This is a genomic window from Sphingomonas sp. PSPC2-2, assembly GCF_049897725.1.
Taxonomy (GTDB): Bacteria; Pseudomonadota; Alphaproteobacteria; order Sphingomonadales; family Sphingomonadaceae; genus Sphingomonas.
Window position 1 is genome coordinate 214746 of the sequence record NZ_JAFCWU010000004.1, and the last position, 16487, is coordinate 231232.

Here is a 16487-nt window from a genome sequence, read left to right on the forward strand (position 1 = left end):
GCCGTTGCGTGTCGACCGTCGTCGCGACTCTCATACCAAATGGTCTTACCAATTGCAAATGATGGAATGACCTGCAGGAGGATCGGGCCTATCGCGATTGCGCGAGCCCGGCATGTTGAGTAAACCGAAGCGCTCCGTTCTACAGGCGAACATCAAGTGATCAGGCCACTTCGTCCCACTCCGTCGACCCTGCACCCCGGGGGGCGAAAGCTGTATCAGCAGGCGGCGGCCACGATCGCGGCGGCGATCCAACGCGGCGACTATCGGCCCGGCCAGCGCATCCCGTCCGAGCGCGAACTGGCCGAAGAACATAAGGTCAGCCGCCCGACGATTCGCGAGGCGCTGATTGCGCTTGAGGTGACGGGGCTGGTGCGTTCGCGCCATGGCTCGGGTATCTTCGTCGTCGACAATCCGCCCAACGACACGCTTATGCTGAGTCTCGATATCGGCGCGTTCGAGCTGACCGAGGCGCGGCGGCTGTTCGAAGGGGAAACTGCGGCGCTGGCGGCGGTCTCGATCTCCGACGAGGATATCGCACGGCTGGAAACGCTGGTGGCCGACATGGAACGCGAAAATCAGGAACATGTCAGCGGTGAGCACGCCGATCGCGAGTTTCACGTCGTGATCGCGCGCGCGACGCAAAATTCGGCGATCGTCGGCGTCGTCGAATCGCTATGGGACGCGCGCTACAGCTCGCCGCTCTGCGCGCACATGCTCGAACGCGCCCGCAGTGTCGGCGTACAGCCGCGGATCGACGAACATCTCGATATCCTGCAGGCATTGCGGGAGCGCGATCCCGTTGCCGCGCGCGCGGCGATGCGCGACCATCTCGCCCGCGTGATCGAGGGGCTGCTCCAGGCCACCGAAATCGACACGATGGAGCGTACCCGCGCCGAGCTCGAGGTCAAGCGCACCGCACTGGCCAAGCGCGGCGCGGTCTGACCCGCCGCCGTTACGCGTCCCCGACAGTCAGCGAAATACCGCTGCGCCCTGCAATCATCACCGCTTCGCCCGCGCCGCCATTGACGATGAGCGTCCGTTTTTCGCCCGGCGGGAGCAACAGTGTCACGCGGTCGTCGCCCCAGGTGCCGGGGCCATCGCGGCTCAGCGTGAGATCGATCCGTTGGGCATCGGCCTGGCCCTTCATCCGCCAGCGGTCGATCGGCCCGTCGCCGTCGCCGCCATCCTCGACAGCCGACCAGGCGAAGGGGCCCTTGCCGGGCGGGAACAGCCAAATGCCGCGCTTATAGGGCTCGGGCCGCCATCCGCCGGTGGCGAGGTCTACCAGCATCGCCGATCCGGCACGTGCGAGCAGCGGCGGCGGGCCATCCAATGCCGCATCGAGCTCGACGATCACGCCGCCCGCAACGCGGTTGCCGGTCCAGACATCGATCCAGTCCGCGCCAGCGGGCGTACGCACCGTGCGCGTTGTCGCCCCCGGTTCGGCCACCGCTGCGACCAGCAAATCGGGCCCGAGCAGATGATCGTCCCCCTCGGCCCAGGCCGCCGGGTCACCCGGAAAGTCGAGCCAGAGCGGGCGCACCATCGGGTCATACGCCGCGTGATAGCGATGCAAAAGGTCGTAGAGAAACGGCAGCAGCGTCTGCCGCAACGCCATCAATCGCCGGATCGCGGGCAGCGCTTGCGGGTACATCCACGGCTCGTTGACGGTGCGGTCGTCATTCCAGCTATGGATGCTGAAGCGCGGCATCAGCACCCCCGCCTGCACCCAGCGTACCAGCAGTTCGGGCGAGGGGGCGGGGCCCGAAAAGCCGCCGACATCGTGCCCGCTGTTGGACACGCCCGATAGAGCAAGGCCGATCGCCTGGCGCATATTGTAGCGGATCGTCTTCCACTCGGTGCGGTTGTCGCCGGTCCAGGTCTGCGCATAGCGCTGCAGTCCCGCCATCCCGGATCGCGTCACGACATAGGGGCGCTGGCCGGGGCGTGCCTCGATTTGCGCCTGCCGCGACGCGCGCGTCATCAACAAGGGCTGCACCGGACGCATCGCCGCTGCTGCGACGGGGCTGCCGAAACCGTGGAAGCGCGCGCGCCGATCCCACACTTCATATTCGTTATTGTCGTTCCAGGTCGCTTCCATGCCCTGGTCGAGCAGGCTGGTCGTCACCTGTGCGCGCCACCACTGCGCGGCTTCGGGCCGGGTGAAATCGATATAGCTGCCGACTTCGTCCCAAAATTGTGCCTCGACCGGCTGGCCCTCGGCATCGGCCACGAACAGGCCGGCCGCCGCTGCTTCGTCATAGCGCGGGTGGCTGCGCAGAAGGGCGGGCTTGATGTTGGGCACCAGCCGCACACCCGCATCGGCATAGGAGCCAATAAAGGCGGCGGGATCGGGAAATTTGTCGCGGTTCCAGTGGAACACATAGCGCTTGTCGCCGATCGAGGTGTAGCCCGAGGAGAGGTGGAACGAGGTGCAGCCGAGATCGTGCCTGGCGCATTGGTCGAGGAAGCTCGCCATCTGCACTGCGGCATCGGGCGCGTCGGTATAGCTCATCGTCGAGCCCGAATAGCCCAGCGACCAGCGCGGCATCAGCGCGGGGCGGCCGGTCAGCCAGGTGAAGCGGCGCGTCACCGCCAGCGGGTCCGGCCCGGCGATCATCCACAGATCGACATCGCCTGCGTCCGCCACGACATGGCGGTAGAGACCGTGATAATTGTCGAGTTCCCGGCCGAGATCGACCGTTACATCGGCGACGCTGTCGTAAAACGTACCGTGGCAGCGGCCATCCCCGTCGGCGACCAGGAGATAGGGAATGGACTTGTAGAGTGGGTCGCTATGCTCGGCATCGAACCCCATCGGATCGACGTTGGTCAGGCGGAAGCGGCGACCCGCGCGGTTGGTGTCGCCGGTGCGATCGCCCAGGCCGTAAAAGCGTTCGTCGGGCCGGCGCGCGAGATAATGGTGCGCGCGGCCGTCCCACCAGCCGAAATCATAGGCTTGCGTCGGGCGATCGGCCGCCATTGGCCGCCACGTGTCGCCGTCGCGCTGCTCCCAGCTGCAATGGAGGCCGTGCAGGCGGATGGTGAGGCGAAGGCGGGTGGTCGTAAGCGTCAGCCTATCTTCCGTCGCCACGCAGTCGAAGGCAGGGCACGTAAAACCGCCGACATCCATGCGGTCGCGGCCGGGTTCGGCGATGTCGGCGGCACCGGGGGCGATCGCCCAGCTCGGCGGGCTCGTCACCGTGCCGGTGGCGAGCAGCAACAGGCGCACGATATCATCCTCCAGCACGAACACATGCGCGACGGCACCAGTGTCGGCGGTGAGCGTGATGCGGCCCGGCACGCGCGCGGTCAGCACGAAGCGGGGCGGGTTGGACAAGGTGGCGTGTCTCATAGTGTCGGTTCCGTGGCAGGGACGGGGGGCAGGGTCAGCTTGCGGATGAAGAGGATCAGGACGGCAGCGCCGATCAGATCCAACACCCCCAGCACCGCGAACAGCGGCGCATAGCCGACGGTATCGGCCAACTGGCCGATCATCAGCGAAAAGAGCAGGCCGCCGATCCACCCGGCCTGCCCGATAAAGCCGTTGGCGGTGCCGACCTCGCTCGGCGCGAACACGTCGGCGGACAGCGTGTTGATCAGCCCCGAGATCATCTGATGCGCGAAGCCGCCCACGCAGAACAAGGCGATCGCGGTATAGGGGCTGGCGGCAAGGCCGATACAGCCCGGCGCGATCATCAGCACCGCGCCCAGCGAAATGCCGACGATGCGCGATGGAATCAGCGCAACGCCGCGCTTCATCAGCCACGGCGACAAATAGCCGCCGAGGATGCCGCCAAGGTCCGCTGCGAGAAACGGCAGAAATGCGAACAGCGCGATCTGCTTCAGATCCATGCCGCGTTCGGTGGCAAGGTAGAGCGGGATCCAGAAGCTGAAGGTTTGCCAGGCGGGCTCGGCGAGGAAGCGCGGGATCGCGATCACCCAGAAGCGGGCCGAGCCAAGGATTTCGCGCGGCTTCACGCGCTTGGTGGTGGCGGGCGGGCGGTCGGTGGCGATCATCCTCCGTTCCTCGGGCGTGATCGCAGGGTGCGTCTCCGGCGTCCGGTAGAACGCATACCACGCCGCCGCCCAGACGATCCCCACGGCACCGGTAACGATGAACGCCCAGCGCCAGTCGGCCCACAGCGCTACCGCGACCACGACGGGCGGCGCGATCAGCGCCCCGAGCGAGGTTCCTGCGTTGAACCAGCCCACCGCAACCGAACGCTCGCGCGCCGGAAACCATTCGGCAACCGCCTTGATTCCCGACGGAATCGCGGCGGATTCGGCGAGCCCCAGCAAGCCGCGGAACAATGCAAGGCTGATCCAGCCAAAGGCAAAGGCATGCAGCATGTTGGCGAGCGACCACGCGATGCCGAACACAGCAAAGCCCGCGCGCAGCCCGAACCGGTCGATAATCGCACCCGCCACGGGCTGCATTACGGTATAGGCAAGCTGGAACGCGCCGACGACGTAGCTGTATTGCTTGGTCGTCATGTGCAGTGCGCTCTTCAGCTCAGGTGCAAGGACACCGAGCGAATTACGCGCAAGGTAATTGGCCACGGTGCCCGCGCAGATCAGCGCGACGATCCACCAGCGCAGATTTCGTATCCGCATGCCCGTTCCCCTCCTGCGCCGTATGCAGCGTCTGCCCGCCATCCTAGGGACCCACAGTTGGTCTGTCCATATTGGTCGGGCCAATTTGCACGGTTGTGGGTTGCGCATGGCTGTCCGCGCGGGAAGGGAGGGTGGCACGGTCCTTGTTGCAGCCACGACGCTTGGTTTCCTGCCCGTCTCGGCAATCGTCCGAAATTTTGGTGGCCCTACGGGTACCGTTGTGAAGTTTCAGGCACCATCATTACGTCTCAGCTTTTTGAGCTTGTTGAAAATATTGGAAAACTGTTGAGCCAGTGCATCCCACAATTTTCCGCTAAATCCGGATCAAAGTGTGGGACTCGATCTGGGACTGCATTGCGGAGGTTCCGATGGCGTTGACGACCCTCGAGGTCCAACATGCAGGCCCCGGCAGGCAGGCCGATATGTTTGGCCTCTACCCCCCTCGTTAGCGACAGCGGAGCGCGATCCTCCGGCAACACGCGAGTGCCGCGATTGGCCAGGACGTTCCTCTCGTCGACGCGCATTCCGACCGCGAATTTGCGCAAGGCCGTTCGCGCGGGCGACGGGCCTGCCTCATGGCGCGTAAGGCCGCGCCGACCTTTGAAAAGGTAGCGACTCCTTCCAATGGACGCGGCCCCCGAACTCCGTCCGGAGCGGCAGCGAAATCTGCCGGTTGAGGTAGTAGATCCCGGTCTTGGGGTGTTTCCAGGGGGTCGCCATGTGGACCATCTCGCGTCTCGCTATGCCCGTTCGCTATGCCTGCGGAGGGTGAAGATGCGGTGAACGCTGGATTTCTGCCGAAATTCCGAAAGATGGTGACCCCTACGGGAATCGAACCCGTGCTTCAGCCGTGAAAGGGCCGCGTCCTAACCGCTAGACGAAGGGGCCGTGCCCGAATGCTCGGGAGCGAAGGGCCGGTTAGGCAAAGCGGACGGGTTGGTCAACCCATTGTGTCGCATTTGTTGAATCAATCGGCCCAGGCGGCGTCGTCGATGTGCAATTCGGCGGCGGGGCGGGTGCCCCAATCGTCGATGCGTGCGCGACCCGCAAGCCACAGGCGGCGATGCGGTGCCGCACCCAGCAAGGCCTGGCCCAGCGCGGTGTCGGCCTGGCGGAAGGCGACCGCCTTCAGCGTGCCACCGCCGCCGCCAGGGCAATCCCCGCTAACGATCGCGCGGACATGGCCGTTGCCGACCACATCGGCTTTGAGCACGCGCACTGGCCCCGCGACCACGCGCGGTTGCGGCCAGCCCATGCCATAAGGGCCGCCGGCCTCCATCGTCGTGACCAGATCGGGCGTCACGCCGCGCGCGCTCAGCACCGCGTCGAGCAACAAGGCGCGGTCGCCCATCGCGCGGGTGACGGCGGCGTCGAGACGTTCGCTCAGAAAGTCGCCAAAAGCTTCGATGCGGTCCTCGGCAATCGTCAGGCCAGCCGCCATCGCATGGCCGCCGCCCGCCACCAGCAGATCGGCCTCTTTCGCGGCGAGCACGGCGGCTCCCAAATCGACGCCGGGGATCGATCGCCCCGAACCCTTGCCGATGCCCGCATCGTCGAGCGCGATGACCAGTGCCGGGCGGCCGAACTTCTCCTTCAGGCGTCCGGCGACGATCCCGATCACGCCGGGGTGCCAGCCGTGCCCGGCGACGACGATCACCGCGCGGTTGCTCTTGTGTGCGGCGAGCATTTCGGCGGCTTCCTGCACGATCCCCTCGATCGCCCGGCGTTCCTCGTTGAGCCGGTCGAGCTCGGTTGCGATTCGTTCGGCTTCGCCCGGGTCGCGCGTTGTCAGCAAGCGGACACCGAGATCGGACTTGCCGACGCGCCCACCGGCATTGATGCGGGGGCCGAGCGCGAAGCCGAGATCGGTGCTGGTCGGCGCGCGAGTCAGCCGCGAGGCGGTGAGCAGCGCGTCGATCCCGATATTGCCGCGCTTGGCCATCACCTTGAGCCCCTGCGCGACGAAGGCGCGGTTGAGGCCTTTGAGCGAGGCGACATCGGCCACGGTGCCGAGCGCCACCAGATCGAGCAAATCGAGCAATTTCGGTTCGGGACGATCGGCGAAGAATCCGCGCGTGCGCAGTGCACGAATCAGCGCGGCCCCGAGCAGAAAGGCGACGCCGACGGCGGCGAGATGGCCATGCGCGGCCCCCTCGGTCTCGTCGAGCCGGTTGGGGTTCACCAGGGCGAGTGCATGGGGCAGGGCGCTCGCGCATTTGTGATGGTCGACCACGACAACGTCCACGCCCGCGACGCGCGCCATTTCCAGCGCCTCGAACGCCTGCGCGCCGCAATCGACGGTGATGATGAGGCTGGCACCTTCGTCCTTCAGGCGCACCAGTGCCGGGCCTGACGGGCCGTAACCCTCCATCAGCCGGTCCGGAATATAGGACCGCGCCTCCAGGCCAAGGTCGCGCAACAACAGGATCATCAGCGCCGCCGAGGTCGCGCCATCGACGTCATAATCGCCGAACACCGCGATTTGCTCACCTGCCTGCACTGCGTTGGCAAGGCGATCGGCGGCGCGGTCCATATCCCGGAAAATCGAGGGATCGGGCATGAAGGCGCGGATGCTGGGGGCCTTGTGCGCCGCCAGCGCATCGCGTGGACAGCCCCGCGCGAGCAACAATTGCGTGACCAGATCGTCGGGCGCGAAGCCGGGGTCACGCGCGTCGGTCTCCAGCATACGCCAGCGCCACGGCTGGCCGAGAATCGAATGGGTGATGTTGAGCACGGTGTTCATTGCCGCCCTCCTACGCCGATGTCGCCTTCGCGCAAATCACGGCGCGGCTGGACCGTATCCCCGCGCTGTGCGACGATGCCAAAAAACAAGAGAGGGTGGGGCGATGCGGTACGTGACGAGCGCGGCGTTGGGATTGGCATTGATGGCGGCGACGCCGGTGGGGGCCGCTCCGGCGCATTTTTCCGCGACGATCACCCGCACGACCTTCGGCATTCCGCATATCCGCGCGACCACATGGGGCGGCCTCGGCTACGGCGTCGCTTATGCCTATGCGCAGGATAATCTGTGTATGTTGGCCGAAGAGTTCGCGACCGTGGCGGGCGAGCGATCGCGCTGGTTCGGGCCGAAGGAAAGCGCGGTGCTCGGCTTCGACAAGATCGACAATCTCTCGTCGGATGTCTTCTTCCGCTCGGTGATCGATGTGCCGACCTTGCGGGCGGGTATGGCGCGCGGCAATCCCACCACGCGCGCGCTCGTGCGCGGCTATGTCGCCGGGTATAACAAGCTGCTGCGCGATATCGGCCCGGCGGGCGTCCCCGGCGAGTGTCGCGGCAAGGGCTGGGTCCGCCCGATCGCGCTCGACGATATGCTGCGGCTGAACGAGAAGCAGATGTTGCTGGCGAGCTCGCTTGCGTTGGCACCGCTGGTCGTGCACGCGGTGCCGCCCGGCGCGACACAGGCTGCGCTGGTTCCCGGTGAAGACCCGCTGCGGCCGCGCGATATTGGGTTTGGCAGCAATGGCTGGGCTTTCGGCAAAGACGTCACCGCCAATGGTCGTGGCCTTGTTGTCGGAAACCCGCATTTTCCGTGGAACGGGCCGTCGCGCTTCTATGAAATGCACCTGACCTTGCCCGGCCAGTATGATGCGATGGGGGTGGGGATCGCCGGCGCGCCGGTCGTCACGCTTGGCTTTAACAAGAATGTCGCCTGGACGCATACGGTGACGGCGGCCCAGCATTTCACGGTGTTCCAGCTCAAGCTCGATCCGGCCGACCCGACCAAATATCTGGTCGATGGCAAGAGCGAGCCGATGCGGCGGCAGGTGATTTCGGTGCCGATGCCGGATGGCGCTCCGCCGGTACAGCGGACCACCTATGCGACGCGCTATGGGCCGATCGTCTACAATCCGCTGGCGGGCTTCGGCTGGACCAAGACGCAGGCCTATGCGCTGCGCGATGCCAACCACAATAACCAGCGGGCGCTGGAAACCTGGGTCGCGATCGGGCAAGCGCGCAGCGTCGGCGAGGTGCGCGCGGCGGTGGAGCGGACGCTGGGTATTCCGTGGGTCAACACCATCGCCGCCGATCGCGCGGGGAATGCGCTGCACGCCGATGTAACGGCCGTGCCCAACGTATCGGCGGAGAAGGTGCGTACGTGCGGGATGCCGCTGTCCGGCGCGCTGAAAGGCAAACTCATTCTGCTCGACGGTAGCCGCTCGGTCTGCGATTGGGATCGGGCTGCGGGCACGCCGGTCGCCGGCTTGATGCCGGCGGGGGATCAGGCGGTGCTGGAGCGGCGGGATTATGTCGCCAACAGCAATGACAGCTATTGGTTGAGCAACCCCAAGGTGCCTGCCGTGGTCCGCTCGCCTATCCTGGGGGCAGCCGAGAGCGAACGCACGCTGCGGACGCGCTCCGGTCTGATCGAGATCGACCGACGGCTGAGCGGCACCGATGGATTGCCGGGCACCAAGGTCGACCCCGCCGCCGCTGAAGCGATGGCCTTTGCCAATAAGAGCCTGGCGGCCGAACTCGCGATTGATCCATTACTGGCTTTGTGTCGCGGGCAGGAGGATGTAGCGGCGGCGTGCGCGGCGCTTGGCGGTTGGGACCGGCGCTTCAATCTCGACAGCCGCGGCGCGTATTTGTTCGCAACCTTCTGGGAGGGCGTGCGGTCATTGCCGGGCTTGTGGGCGGTGCCATTCGACAAGGCCGATCCCGTCCACACGCCGCGCGATTTGGTGACGAGCGGCGCGCAAGGGGCGAAACTGCTCGCCGCGCTAAAGGCAGCAGCGGCGACGCTGGCAAAGCAGGGCATCGCGCTCGACGCGCGCTGGGGCGACGTCCAGTTCGCGGTGCGCGGTCAGGACCATATCCCGATCCACGGCGCGTCCGGGCAATTGGGGGTGCTCAACGTCCAGCAATCCGACGCCGTTCCGGGCGGGATCGTGCCGAAGCATGGGTCAAGCTATGTCCAGATTGTCACCTTCGACACGGTCGGGCCGGTGGCGGACGCGTTGCTCAGCTATTCGCAGTCGACCGATCCGGCATCGCCTTATTTCGGAGACCAGACGCGCGAGTTTTCGGCGAAGCGTTTCCACCATTTGCCGTTTAGCGAGGCGCAAATTTTGGCAGACGGAGGGCGCAAGAGCGTGCGGATCAGCGAATAAGCGGCTGGATCACGCCTTCATCCAATTGCCCTCGCGGAACCATTTGGTGACGATGTACTTCGTCCCCTGAACCACCGGCATGCCTTCGTGCAGCGTGGCGGTGTTGCGGTCGCCATCGGGCTTCATGTTGTTCCAGGTAAGCAGCAACCCCTTTTTCGGGGCGACGCGGATGCCGATGGTCGGGAACCATGTCGCGCCCCCTTCCTCGACATCGTTGAGGTAGATCATCGCGGTCCAGGTCCGCTGTCCGCCGGTTTCGACCATTTTGGGCCAATACGGCTGGGCTTCGTTGAAATAGTCGAAATGCGCGCGGAAATGCTGGCCGACCGCATAGCGCTGGCCCTGCATCGTTTCCCCGTGGACGGGATCGATACCGAGGAGATCGGCAATCGCCTCGTCGGTTGGGCGGACGTCGGGCGACCAGCGATCCATGTCGCAACTGTCGCTGGTGCGAAAGTCCTGCACCGATTCCTCTGCCAGAACGGTCGAGCGGCGGCGATTTGTGTCGATCAGCGCCACCAGCCGGTCGCAGGTCGCGGCATCGAGGAAATCGGGATGGTAGAAAATCTGCGCCTCGTCGACCTTGGCGCGCTTCACGGCCGGGTTGGAATCGAGTCGACGGGAAACGGATTCGCCGACCAGGCGGCGCACAGGCGAAGGGCCGCCGGATTTCTTTGCAAACAGAGCCATGGCGCGGGACTTTGCCGTGCGCGCTCGAAAAAACAACTCGAAAAAACAGGGGCCGCAAACCCAAGTTTGCGGCCCCTGATCGGGTGGTTACCAGAAAATGTCGTACACCGTATCGACGACATAGCCGGTGCGGATATCCACGAGCAGCGCGTCATTGTAATAGCGCACCCAGCGATAAGGCCCGTAGGCTGGCGGCAGCCGATAATAGTCAGCGTCGTCGATCCAATAATCCTGGTCGTACAGGAACGAATTTAACGTAAAGCCGATCGAGAAACGGCGATAGCCATAGCCCCAACCCGCTGGAGCATAATAACGGGGCAGGTGGTAAAGGTTGCGGTTCTGGTTGCGGTAATAGTTGTAATTATACCGGTTGTCCCGCCGCCAGTCGCGATTCCAGCCGCGGTTACCGTTGTTATTCCAGCCGTTATTGTAGCCGGGACGACCGTCGTGCCGGTCACCGCGCCAATCGCCGCCGCGCCCGTCATTGCCGCGCGGATCCCCGCGGCCGGGTTGTGCACCGCCGCCATAGCGGGGATCGCGGCCCGGCTGGGCTCCGTCAAACGCCGGCCGACCGCCATTCGGACCACCGTTGAACCCGGGGCGACCATCGAACGGACGGCCGCCCGGCTGCTGCGGGGGCTGTCCCTGCGGGCGGTCGCCACGATCGTTGCCGAAGTCGGGACGAAAACCCGGTCGGCCACCCTGGCCATTCGGGCGTCCACCGCGATCATCCCGCCCTGACCACCTTGGTGCCTGGGGCTGTTGCGGCTGCGGTTGCGCCTGGGGCTGGGCTTGCGATTGTGGTGCTGGTGGACGGGCAGCGGGCGCTTGCCCGGCCGGTTGACCCTCCGGACGCCGCCATTGCGGACGGCCCGCATCTCCGACCATCGCCGGGCGCTGCGGGCGCCCTTCTCGTTGGCCCTGGCCCTCTTCACGATGCGGCCGGTCGTTGCCCTCCTGCGCCATTGCGGCCGCCGGGATCAACGCAGAGGCCGCCATGATTGCGGCGAGCAAAGACTTGCGCATCAAAACTTCCTTCTCTTCGTCCAGACGCCATGTCCGGTCGTTGAACCCTATATGGTCCCGTGTCGATGAGCCGTCGCTGAATTGGGCTGACAGCTTTGCGAAAGGTATTATTTACTTCGCGGGATCAGCGCGGGAACTTCGCGTGCTGCGTCGGTTGGAGAAACGCCGGGCGATGGCGGAGCGTCGATCGTTTCGTCGCCGCGTTGTACGCTTGCCGCCAGCAACACCGCTTCGACCAGGCGCGGATAGATGCCGCAGCGGCACAGGTTGGTGATGCTCGCGCGGATGTCATCCTCGCTTGGGTTGCGGTTCTTCTTGAGCAGCACCGCTGCCGCCATGATCATGCCAGGGATGCAGAAGCCGCATTGTGGCACGTTCTTGGCAAGGAACGCCATTTGCGCCGGATGCGTGCGATCGCGCGACAGCCCCTCGATCGTGGTGACAAAACTGCCCTCGATCGCGCCGATCGTACGCTGGCACGAGCGCACGGCTTCGCCATCGATTTCGACGGTGCACGCCCCGCATTCGCCATTGCCGCAGCCATATTTCGTGCCGGTGAGGTTGGAGGCATCGCGCAGCGCCCACAAGAGCGGCGTGTTCGGGTCCATCTTATATTGAACGGGCTGATTGTTGACGGTGAAGCGGGTCATGTCGGCACGATAGGCCAAGATGTGTCGGTACGAAACGGGTCGTTTCCCGTCCTGCGATTGTCGGGCGGGGAGAGGCAGGCGATATAACCCTCATGACGCTTCCCACCCTGTTCATCCCGCATGGCGGCGGGCCCTGTTTCTTCATGGATCCCGCGGGCGGGCCACCCGACCCGATGTGGCGGCCGATGCAGGCCTATCTGTCCGGGGTGATCGCAGCACTACCCGAGCGACCGCGCGCCATCCTGATGGTATCGGGGCATTGGGAAGAGCCGGAATTGACCGTCAATGGCGGTGACGGGCATCCCATGCTGTTCGATTATTACGGCTTCCCGGAGCATACTTATCGGCTCGACTGGCCGTCGCACGGCAGCCCGGATGTCGCGCGGCGTGCGTCTGCACTGCTGGAGGCCGCCGGGTTCCCCACGACGGAAGATTCGGCACGCGGCTGGGATCACGGCGTTTTCATCCCGATGATGGTGGCAGTTCCGGACGCCGACATCCCGCTGGCGCAGCTTTCGCTGCGCGCCGATCTCGATCCCGCCGCGCACATCGCGATCGGTCGGGCGCTGGCACCGCTACGCGACGAAGGGGTGCTGATCGTCGGCTCCGGCATGAGTTTCCACAATTTGCGTGCTCGCGGCGCGCAAGTGACGGCGGTAGCGGACGAATGGGACGCCGCGCTGACCGCAGCCGTTACCGATTCCGATCCGGCCTCGCGTGCGGCGCGCGTGGCCGCGTGGGAGAGACTTCCCCACGCTCGCTTCGCCCATCCGCAGGCCGAGCATCTGCTGCCGCTGATGGTTGCGCTCGGCGCGGGCGGCGATGGCCCGGCCGTGCGCGATTATGCCGATCATGTGCTCGGCTGGGCGATCTCGGGCTATCGCTTCGGCTGACGCCTCAGGCGCGCCAGCCGGTATCGATCTTGTCGACCAGGCGCACCATCGCGTCGAAATCGGCCTTGCCCGGGCCACCCGGCACCTGCGCCATGTGCAAGTCGCGCTGATGCACCGCGATCACCTCGGGCGACACCTCGATCGGCGTGCCCATCGACATCGTCGCGATCTGGATTTCGCAAGCGCGCTGTAGCGACCAATGCTTGATGAACGCCTCGGGCAGTGTCCTGCCCATGACGAGGATGCCGTGGTTCTTGAGCAGCATCACACGCTTGTCGCCAAGATGTTCGAGCAGCCGGGTGCCTTCCTCGTCGCGGACGGTGACCCCTTCGAAATCGTGATAGGCGATCTGCCCGGCAAAATTGCAGGCGTAGAAATTGGTGGCGCGCAAGCCGCCCTCAAGCGAACTCACCGCCATGCCCGCCGTGGTATGGGTGTGCATGATGCAATGCGCGTCGGGCAAATGGCGGTGGAACAGCGCGTGCTGCACGAACCCGGCGCGATTGACGGGGTAGGGGCTGTCGTCGAGCTTGTTGCCGTCAATATCGATCTTGACCAGGCTGGAGGCGGTGACCTCGCTGAAATGCAGGCCGAACGGATTGATTAGGAAGGCACCCTCTTCCTCGGGCACTTTCAGCGTGATGTGATTGTAGATCATTTCCGACCAGCCGAGCATCGCGAACACGCGGTAGCAGGCGGCGAGTTCCTGTCGCGTCGCCCATTCGGCTTCGGACATCTTCGCAGCGCGAAGGATTGCGGTGGCCATAGCGGACTCTCCTCATCCGGGTCGTTTTTTTCTGGACTCGGTATCGCATGAGATTTGCCGGATTGCCAGAGCGGGGGATTGCCAGACCCGGCTTGGTCCGGGCATGGGGGCGGCGAGTAGGAAACGGCGCGTTAGCGGCCGGGAGAGGATCGCATGCACATCGACGCCGCCAAAACACCGCAGGATGCCGACGACATCGCCACCAAGGGCGTGAATGCGCCCGATCTGCAGGTGTTCGTGTTCGCATTGTTCTTCATCTTCGGCGGCATCACCAGTCTGAACGATGTCATCATTCCCAAGCTGAAGGAGCTGTTCACGCTCACCTACACGCAGGCGATGCTCGTTCAGTTCTGCTTCTTCACCGCCTATCTTTTGATCGGCATTCCGGGGGCGGCGCTGGTCAAGCGGATCGGCTATATGCGCGGCGCGGTCGCCGGGCTGGTGACGATGTTGGTTGGCTGCCTGCTGTTCATTCCCGCGTCTAGCACAGCGACGTACGCGCTTTTCCTGTTCGCGCTGTTCATCCTGGCGGCGGGCGTGGTGCTGGTTCAGATCGTGGCCAATCCGCTGATCAGCTTGCTTGGCAAAGCCGAAACCGCATCCAGCCGTCTGACCTTCGCCCAGGCGTTCAATTCGCTCGGCACGACGATCTTTCCATATGCCGGCGCCATCATCATTTTGGGCAGCCTTTCCAAGATTTCGGCGTCGGACCTGACCGGCGCGGCGCTGGATGCGTATCGCACGGCGGAAAGCGGCGCGATCGTTCGTGGCTATCTCGGTCTGGCGGTTGCGCTGGCTGTCGTCGCGACCGCCGTCTGGCTGTTTCGCAATCGGCTGCCGCATGATGCCAATGCCGCGAAAGACAAGCCGCTTGTCGGTGCCACGCGCTACGTCGCGGGCCTGGCTCTGGCCGCGCTCGGCGCGGTCGTCGCCGTGGAGGTGCAGGCGTGGATCGGGTTGGTGCTCATTTTGCTGGCGCCGGTAATCTGGTTGTACGGTAACGACCTGATGCAACGTCCGCGCTTCGCGCTCGGCGCGCTTTGCATCTTCCTCTATGTCGGTGCGGAAGTGTCGATCGGCTCGCTGATCGTCAACTACCTCAAACAGCCTGGCGTCATGAACCTCGACATCACCAGCGCTGGCAAGATGATCCCATTTTACTGGGGCGGGGCGATGATCGGCCGGTTTGTCGGCTCTGCGGTGTTGCGTGTCGTCAACCCGGGCAAGGTCCTGGCGGGCGTCGCCGTCGGTGCGGTCGCGCTGATCCTGATCTCGAGCTACACAACGGGCTCGGTCGCGGGTTACAGCCTGCTGGCGGTCGGGCTGATGAACGCCATCATGTTCCCCACGATCTTCAGTCTTGCCTGTGAAGGGCTCGGCGCACGTGCGGCAGATGGATCGGGAATCATCAACGTTGCGATCTTCGGCGGTGCCGTGCTGCCCCTGGCGACCGGAACGTTGGCGGATGCGAGCGGAAGCCTGACGCTCGCGCTGCTTATTCCGGTGGCGTGCTATGTGGTGATCTGCGCGTTCGGCGTTTACGCAGCGCGGCCGGCACCCCAATACGCCGACGCCTGAATTCAAAAGCGCAGCGCTGCGATCTCGGCTGGGGTAAAGCCTGCCTCGGCCAGGATCGCGGCCCCGTCGGGTGCGTCCGCCATGCGCGGGGGCACTGTCGCGCTGACCGAATAACGCGGCGCTGGAGCGGGCTGGGTAACCCCGCCCGCCGTAACGAAGGTCGCGCGCGCGACGTTGTGCGGGTGCGCGATGGCTTCATCGAAGCCGAGGACGGGGGCGATGCAGGCTTCGTGCCCCTCAAAGGCCGAAACCCAAGCGTCGCGCGTGCGCAGTTTGAAGCGATCGGCGAGGTCTGCCTTCAGGCGCGGCCACGAAGCGGGCGCGAACTGCGCCTCCCACTCGGCCCCGTCCAGCCCCATAACCTGTCGCAAAGCCGCGTAAAATTGCGGTTCGATCGCCCCGACCGCAATCCATTTGCCATCGGCGGTTTCATAGGTGTCGTAGAAATGCGCACCACCATCGAGCAGGTTGGTGCCGCGCGCTGCGCTCCAGCGGCCCATGCCGCGAAAGCCCCAGATCATGCTGGCGAGCACCGCCGAGCCATCGGTCATCGCGCAATCGACGACTTGTCCTTGGCCCGTCGCTTGCGCGCTCAGAATCGCGGCGAGCATGCCGAAGGCCAGCATCATGCCGCCGCCGCCGAAATCGCCGACCAGATTCATCGGCGCGACCGGTTTACGCCCGGCTTCGCCCAGAGCGTGGAGCGTGCCGGAGATGGCGATGTAGTCGATGTCGTGGCCCGGCTCGCTGGCCAGCGGCCCGGTCTGGCCCCAGCCGGTCATGCGGCCATAAACGAGCTTGGGATTATCGGCGAGTAGCGCCTCTGGCCCGAGGCCAAGCCGCTCCATGACGCCTGGTCGAAAGCCCTCGATCAATCCATCGCATGTGGCTGCGATGCGCCGGACGGCGGCGATTGCCTCGGGCTTTTTCAGATCGAGCATGATCGTCCGGCGCGAGCGTAACAATGGGTCGCGTGCGGCCTCGGTCAAACCACTGGCACCGGGCCGTTCGACGCGGATCACCTCCGCGCCGTGATCGGCGAGCATCATGCCGCAAAATGGCCCCGGCCCGATCCCCGCCATTTCGAGGATGCGAAGTCCGGCGAGGGGCGGGGATGCCATGCTGTCTCTCCTGC

12 protein-coding genes and 1 tRNA gene are annotated in these 16487 nt (G+C 65.2%); 4 read left to right on the forward strand and 9 right to left on the reverse strand.

From position 1 onward, the window contains the following. The first annotated feature begins 156 nt into the window (after positions 1-156). Positions 157-942, forward strand: coding sequence for a FadR/GntR family transcriptional regulator (locus ACP7BY_RS09300; RefSeq protein ID WP_231565206.1), 786 nt, complete (start codon positions 157-159; stop codon positions 940-942). 10 nt (positions 943-952) lie between these two features. On the opposite strand, the gene ACP7BY_RS09305 is transcribed toward ACP7BY_RS09300, so the two are convergent. From ACP7BY_RS09305 to recJ, 4 genes are all read right to left on the reverse strand, one after another. Then, complete coding sequence (locus tag ACP7BY_RS09305; RefSeq protein ID WP_033965736.1) at positions 953-3355, reverse strand: TIM-barrel domain-containing protein; 2403 nt, start codon at positions 3353-3355, stop codon at positions 953-955. Further along, a complete protein-coding gene (locus ACP7BY_RS09310; RefSeq protein WP_033965737.1) occupies positions 3352-4617 on the reverse strand; it encodes an MFS transporter in 1266 nt (421 codons plus the stop codon). The genes ACP7BY_RS09305 and ACP7BY_RS09310 overlap by 4 nt, the downstream gene beginning before the upstream one ends. A gap of 813 nt (positions 4618-5430) precedes the next feature. Next, positions 5431-5505, reverse strand: a tRNA-Glu gene (locus ACP7BY_RS09315). A 79-nt stretch (positions 5506-5584) separates the two neighbouring features. After that, positions 5585-7360 (reverse strand): single-stranded-DNA-specific exonuclease RecJ, encoded by a 1776-nt coding sequence (recJ, locus tag ACP7BY_RS09320; RefSeq protein ID WP_137902351.1) that lies wholly within the window; start codon positions 7358-7360, stop codon positions 5585-5587. Between the two features lie 103 nt (positions 7361-7463). Here recJ and ACP7BY_RS09325 point away from each other — a divergent pair, with 103 nt between their 5' ends. Further along, positions 7464-9749: a penicillin acylase family protein gene (locus ACP7BY_RS09325; RefSeq protein WP_137902350.1), complete on the forward strand. Its 2286-nt coding sequence runs from the start codon at positions 7464-7466 to the stop codon at positions 9747-9749. Between the two features lie 9 nt (positions 9750-9758). Here ACP7BY_RS09325 and ACP7BY_RS09330 read toward each other — a convergent pair whose 3' ends face one another. From ACP7BY_RS09330 to ACP7BY_RS09340, 3 genes are all read right to left on the reverse strand, one after another. After that, entirely contained in the window at positions 9759-10439 is a 681-nt protein-coding gene (locus tag ACP7BY_RS09330) for a prolyl hydroxylase family protein (RefSeq protein WP_137902349.1), read from the reverse strand. Positions 10440-10526: 87 nt separating this feature from the next. Then, entirely contained in the window at positions 10527-11465 is a 939-nt protein-coding gene (locus ACP7BY_RS09335; protein ID WP_171010438.1) for an RcnB family protein, read from the reverse strand. 107 nt (positions 11466-11572) lie between these two features. Further along, the gene (locus ACP7BY_RS09340) at positions 11573-12115 is read right to left on the reverse strand and encodes a (2Fe-2S)-binding protein (protein WP_081988767.1); all 543 of its coding nucleotides are present in this window, start codon (positions 12113-12115) and stop codon (positions 11573-11575) included. A gap of 92 nt (positions 12116-12207) precedes the next feature. On the opposite strand from ACP7BY_RS09340, the gene ACP7BY_RS09345 reads away from it, so the two are divergent. Beyond that, positions 12208-13008, forward strand: a complete 801-nt coding sequence (locus ACP7BY_RS09345) for a DODA-type extradiol aromatic ring-opening family dioxygenase (protein ID WP_033965740.1) — start codon at positions 12208-12210, stop codon at positions 13006-13008. 4 nt (positions 13009-13012) lie between these two features. On the opposite strand, the gene ACP7BY_RS09350 is transcribed toward ACP7BY_RS09345, so the two are convergent. After that, positions 13013-13774 (reverse strand): class II aldolase/adducin family protein, encoded by a 762-nt coding sequence (locus ACP7BY_RS09350; protein WP_033965741.1) that lies wholly within the window; start codon positions 13772-13774, stop codon positions 13013-13015. A gap of 153 nt (positions 13775-13927) precedes the next feature. Here ACP7BY_RS09350 and ACP7BY_RS09355 point away from each other — a divergent pair, with 153 nt between their 5' ends. Next, entirely contained in the window at positions 13928-15352 is a 1425-nt protein-coding gene (locus ACP7BY_RS09355; RefSeq protein WP_137902348.1) for a sugar MFS transporter, read from the forward strand. A gap of 2 nt (positions 15353-15354) precedes the next feature. Here ACP7BY_RS09355 and ACP7BY_RS09360 read toward each other — a convergent pair whose 3' ends face one another. Continuing rightward, complete coding sequence (locus tag ACP7BY_RS09360; protein WP_033965743.1) at positions 15355-16473, reverse strand: CaiB/BaiF CoA transferase family protein; 1119 nt, start codon at positions 16471-16473, stop codon at positions 15355-15357. Between the last annotated feature and the right edge of the window lie 14 nt (positions 16474-16487).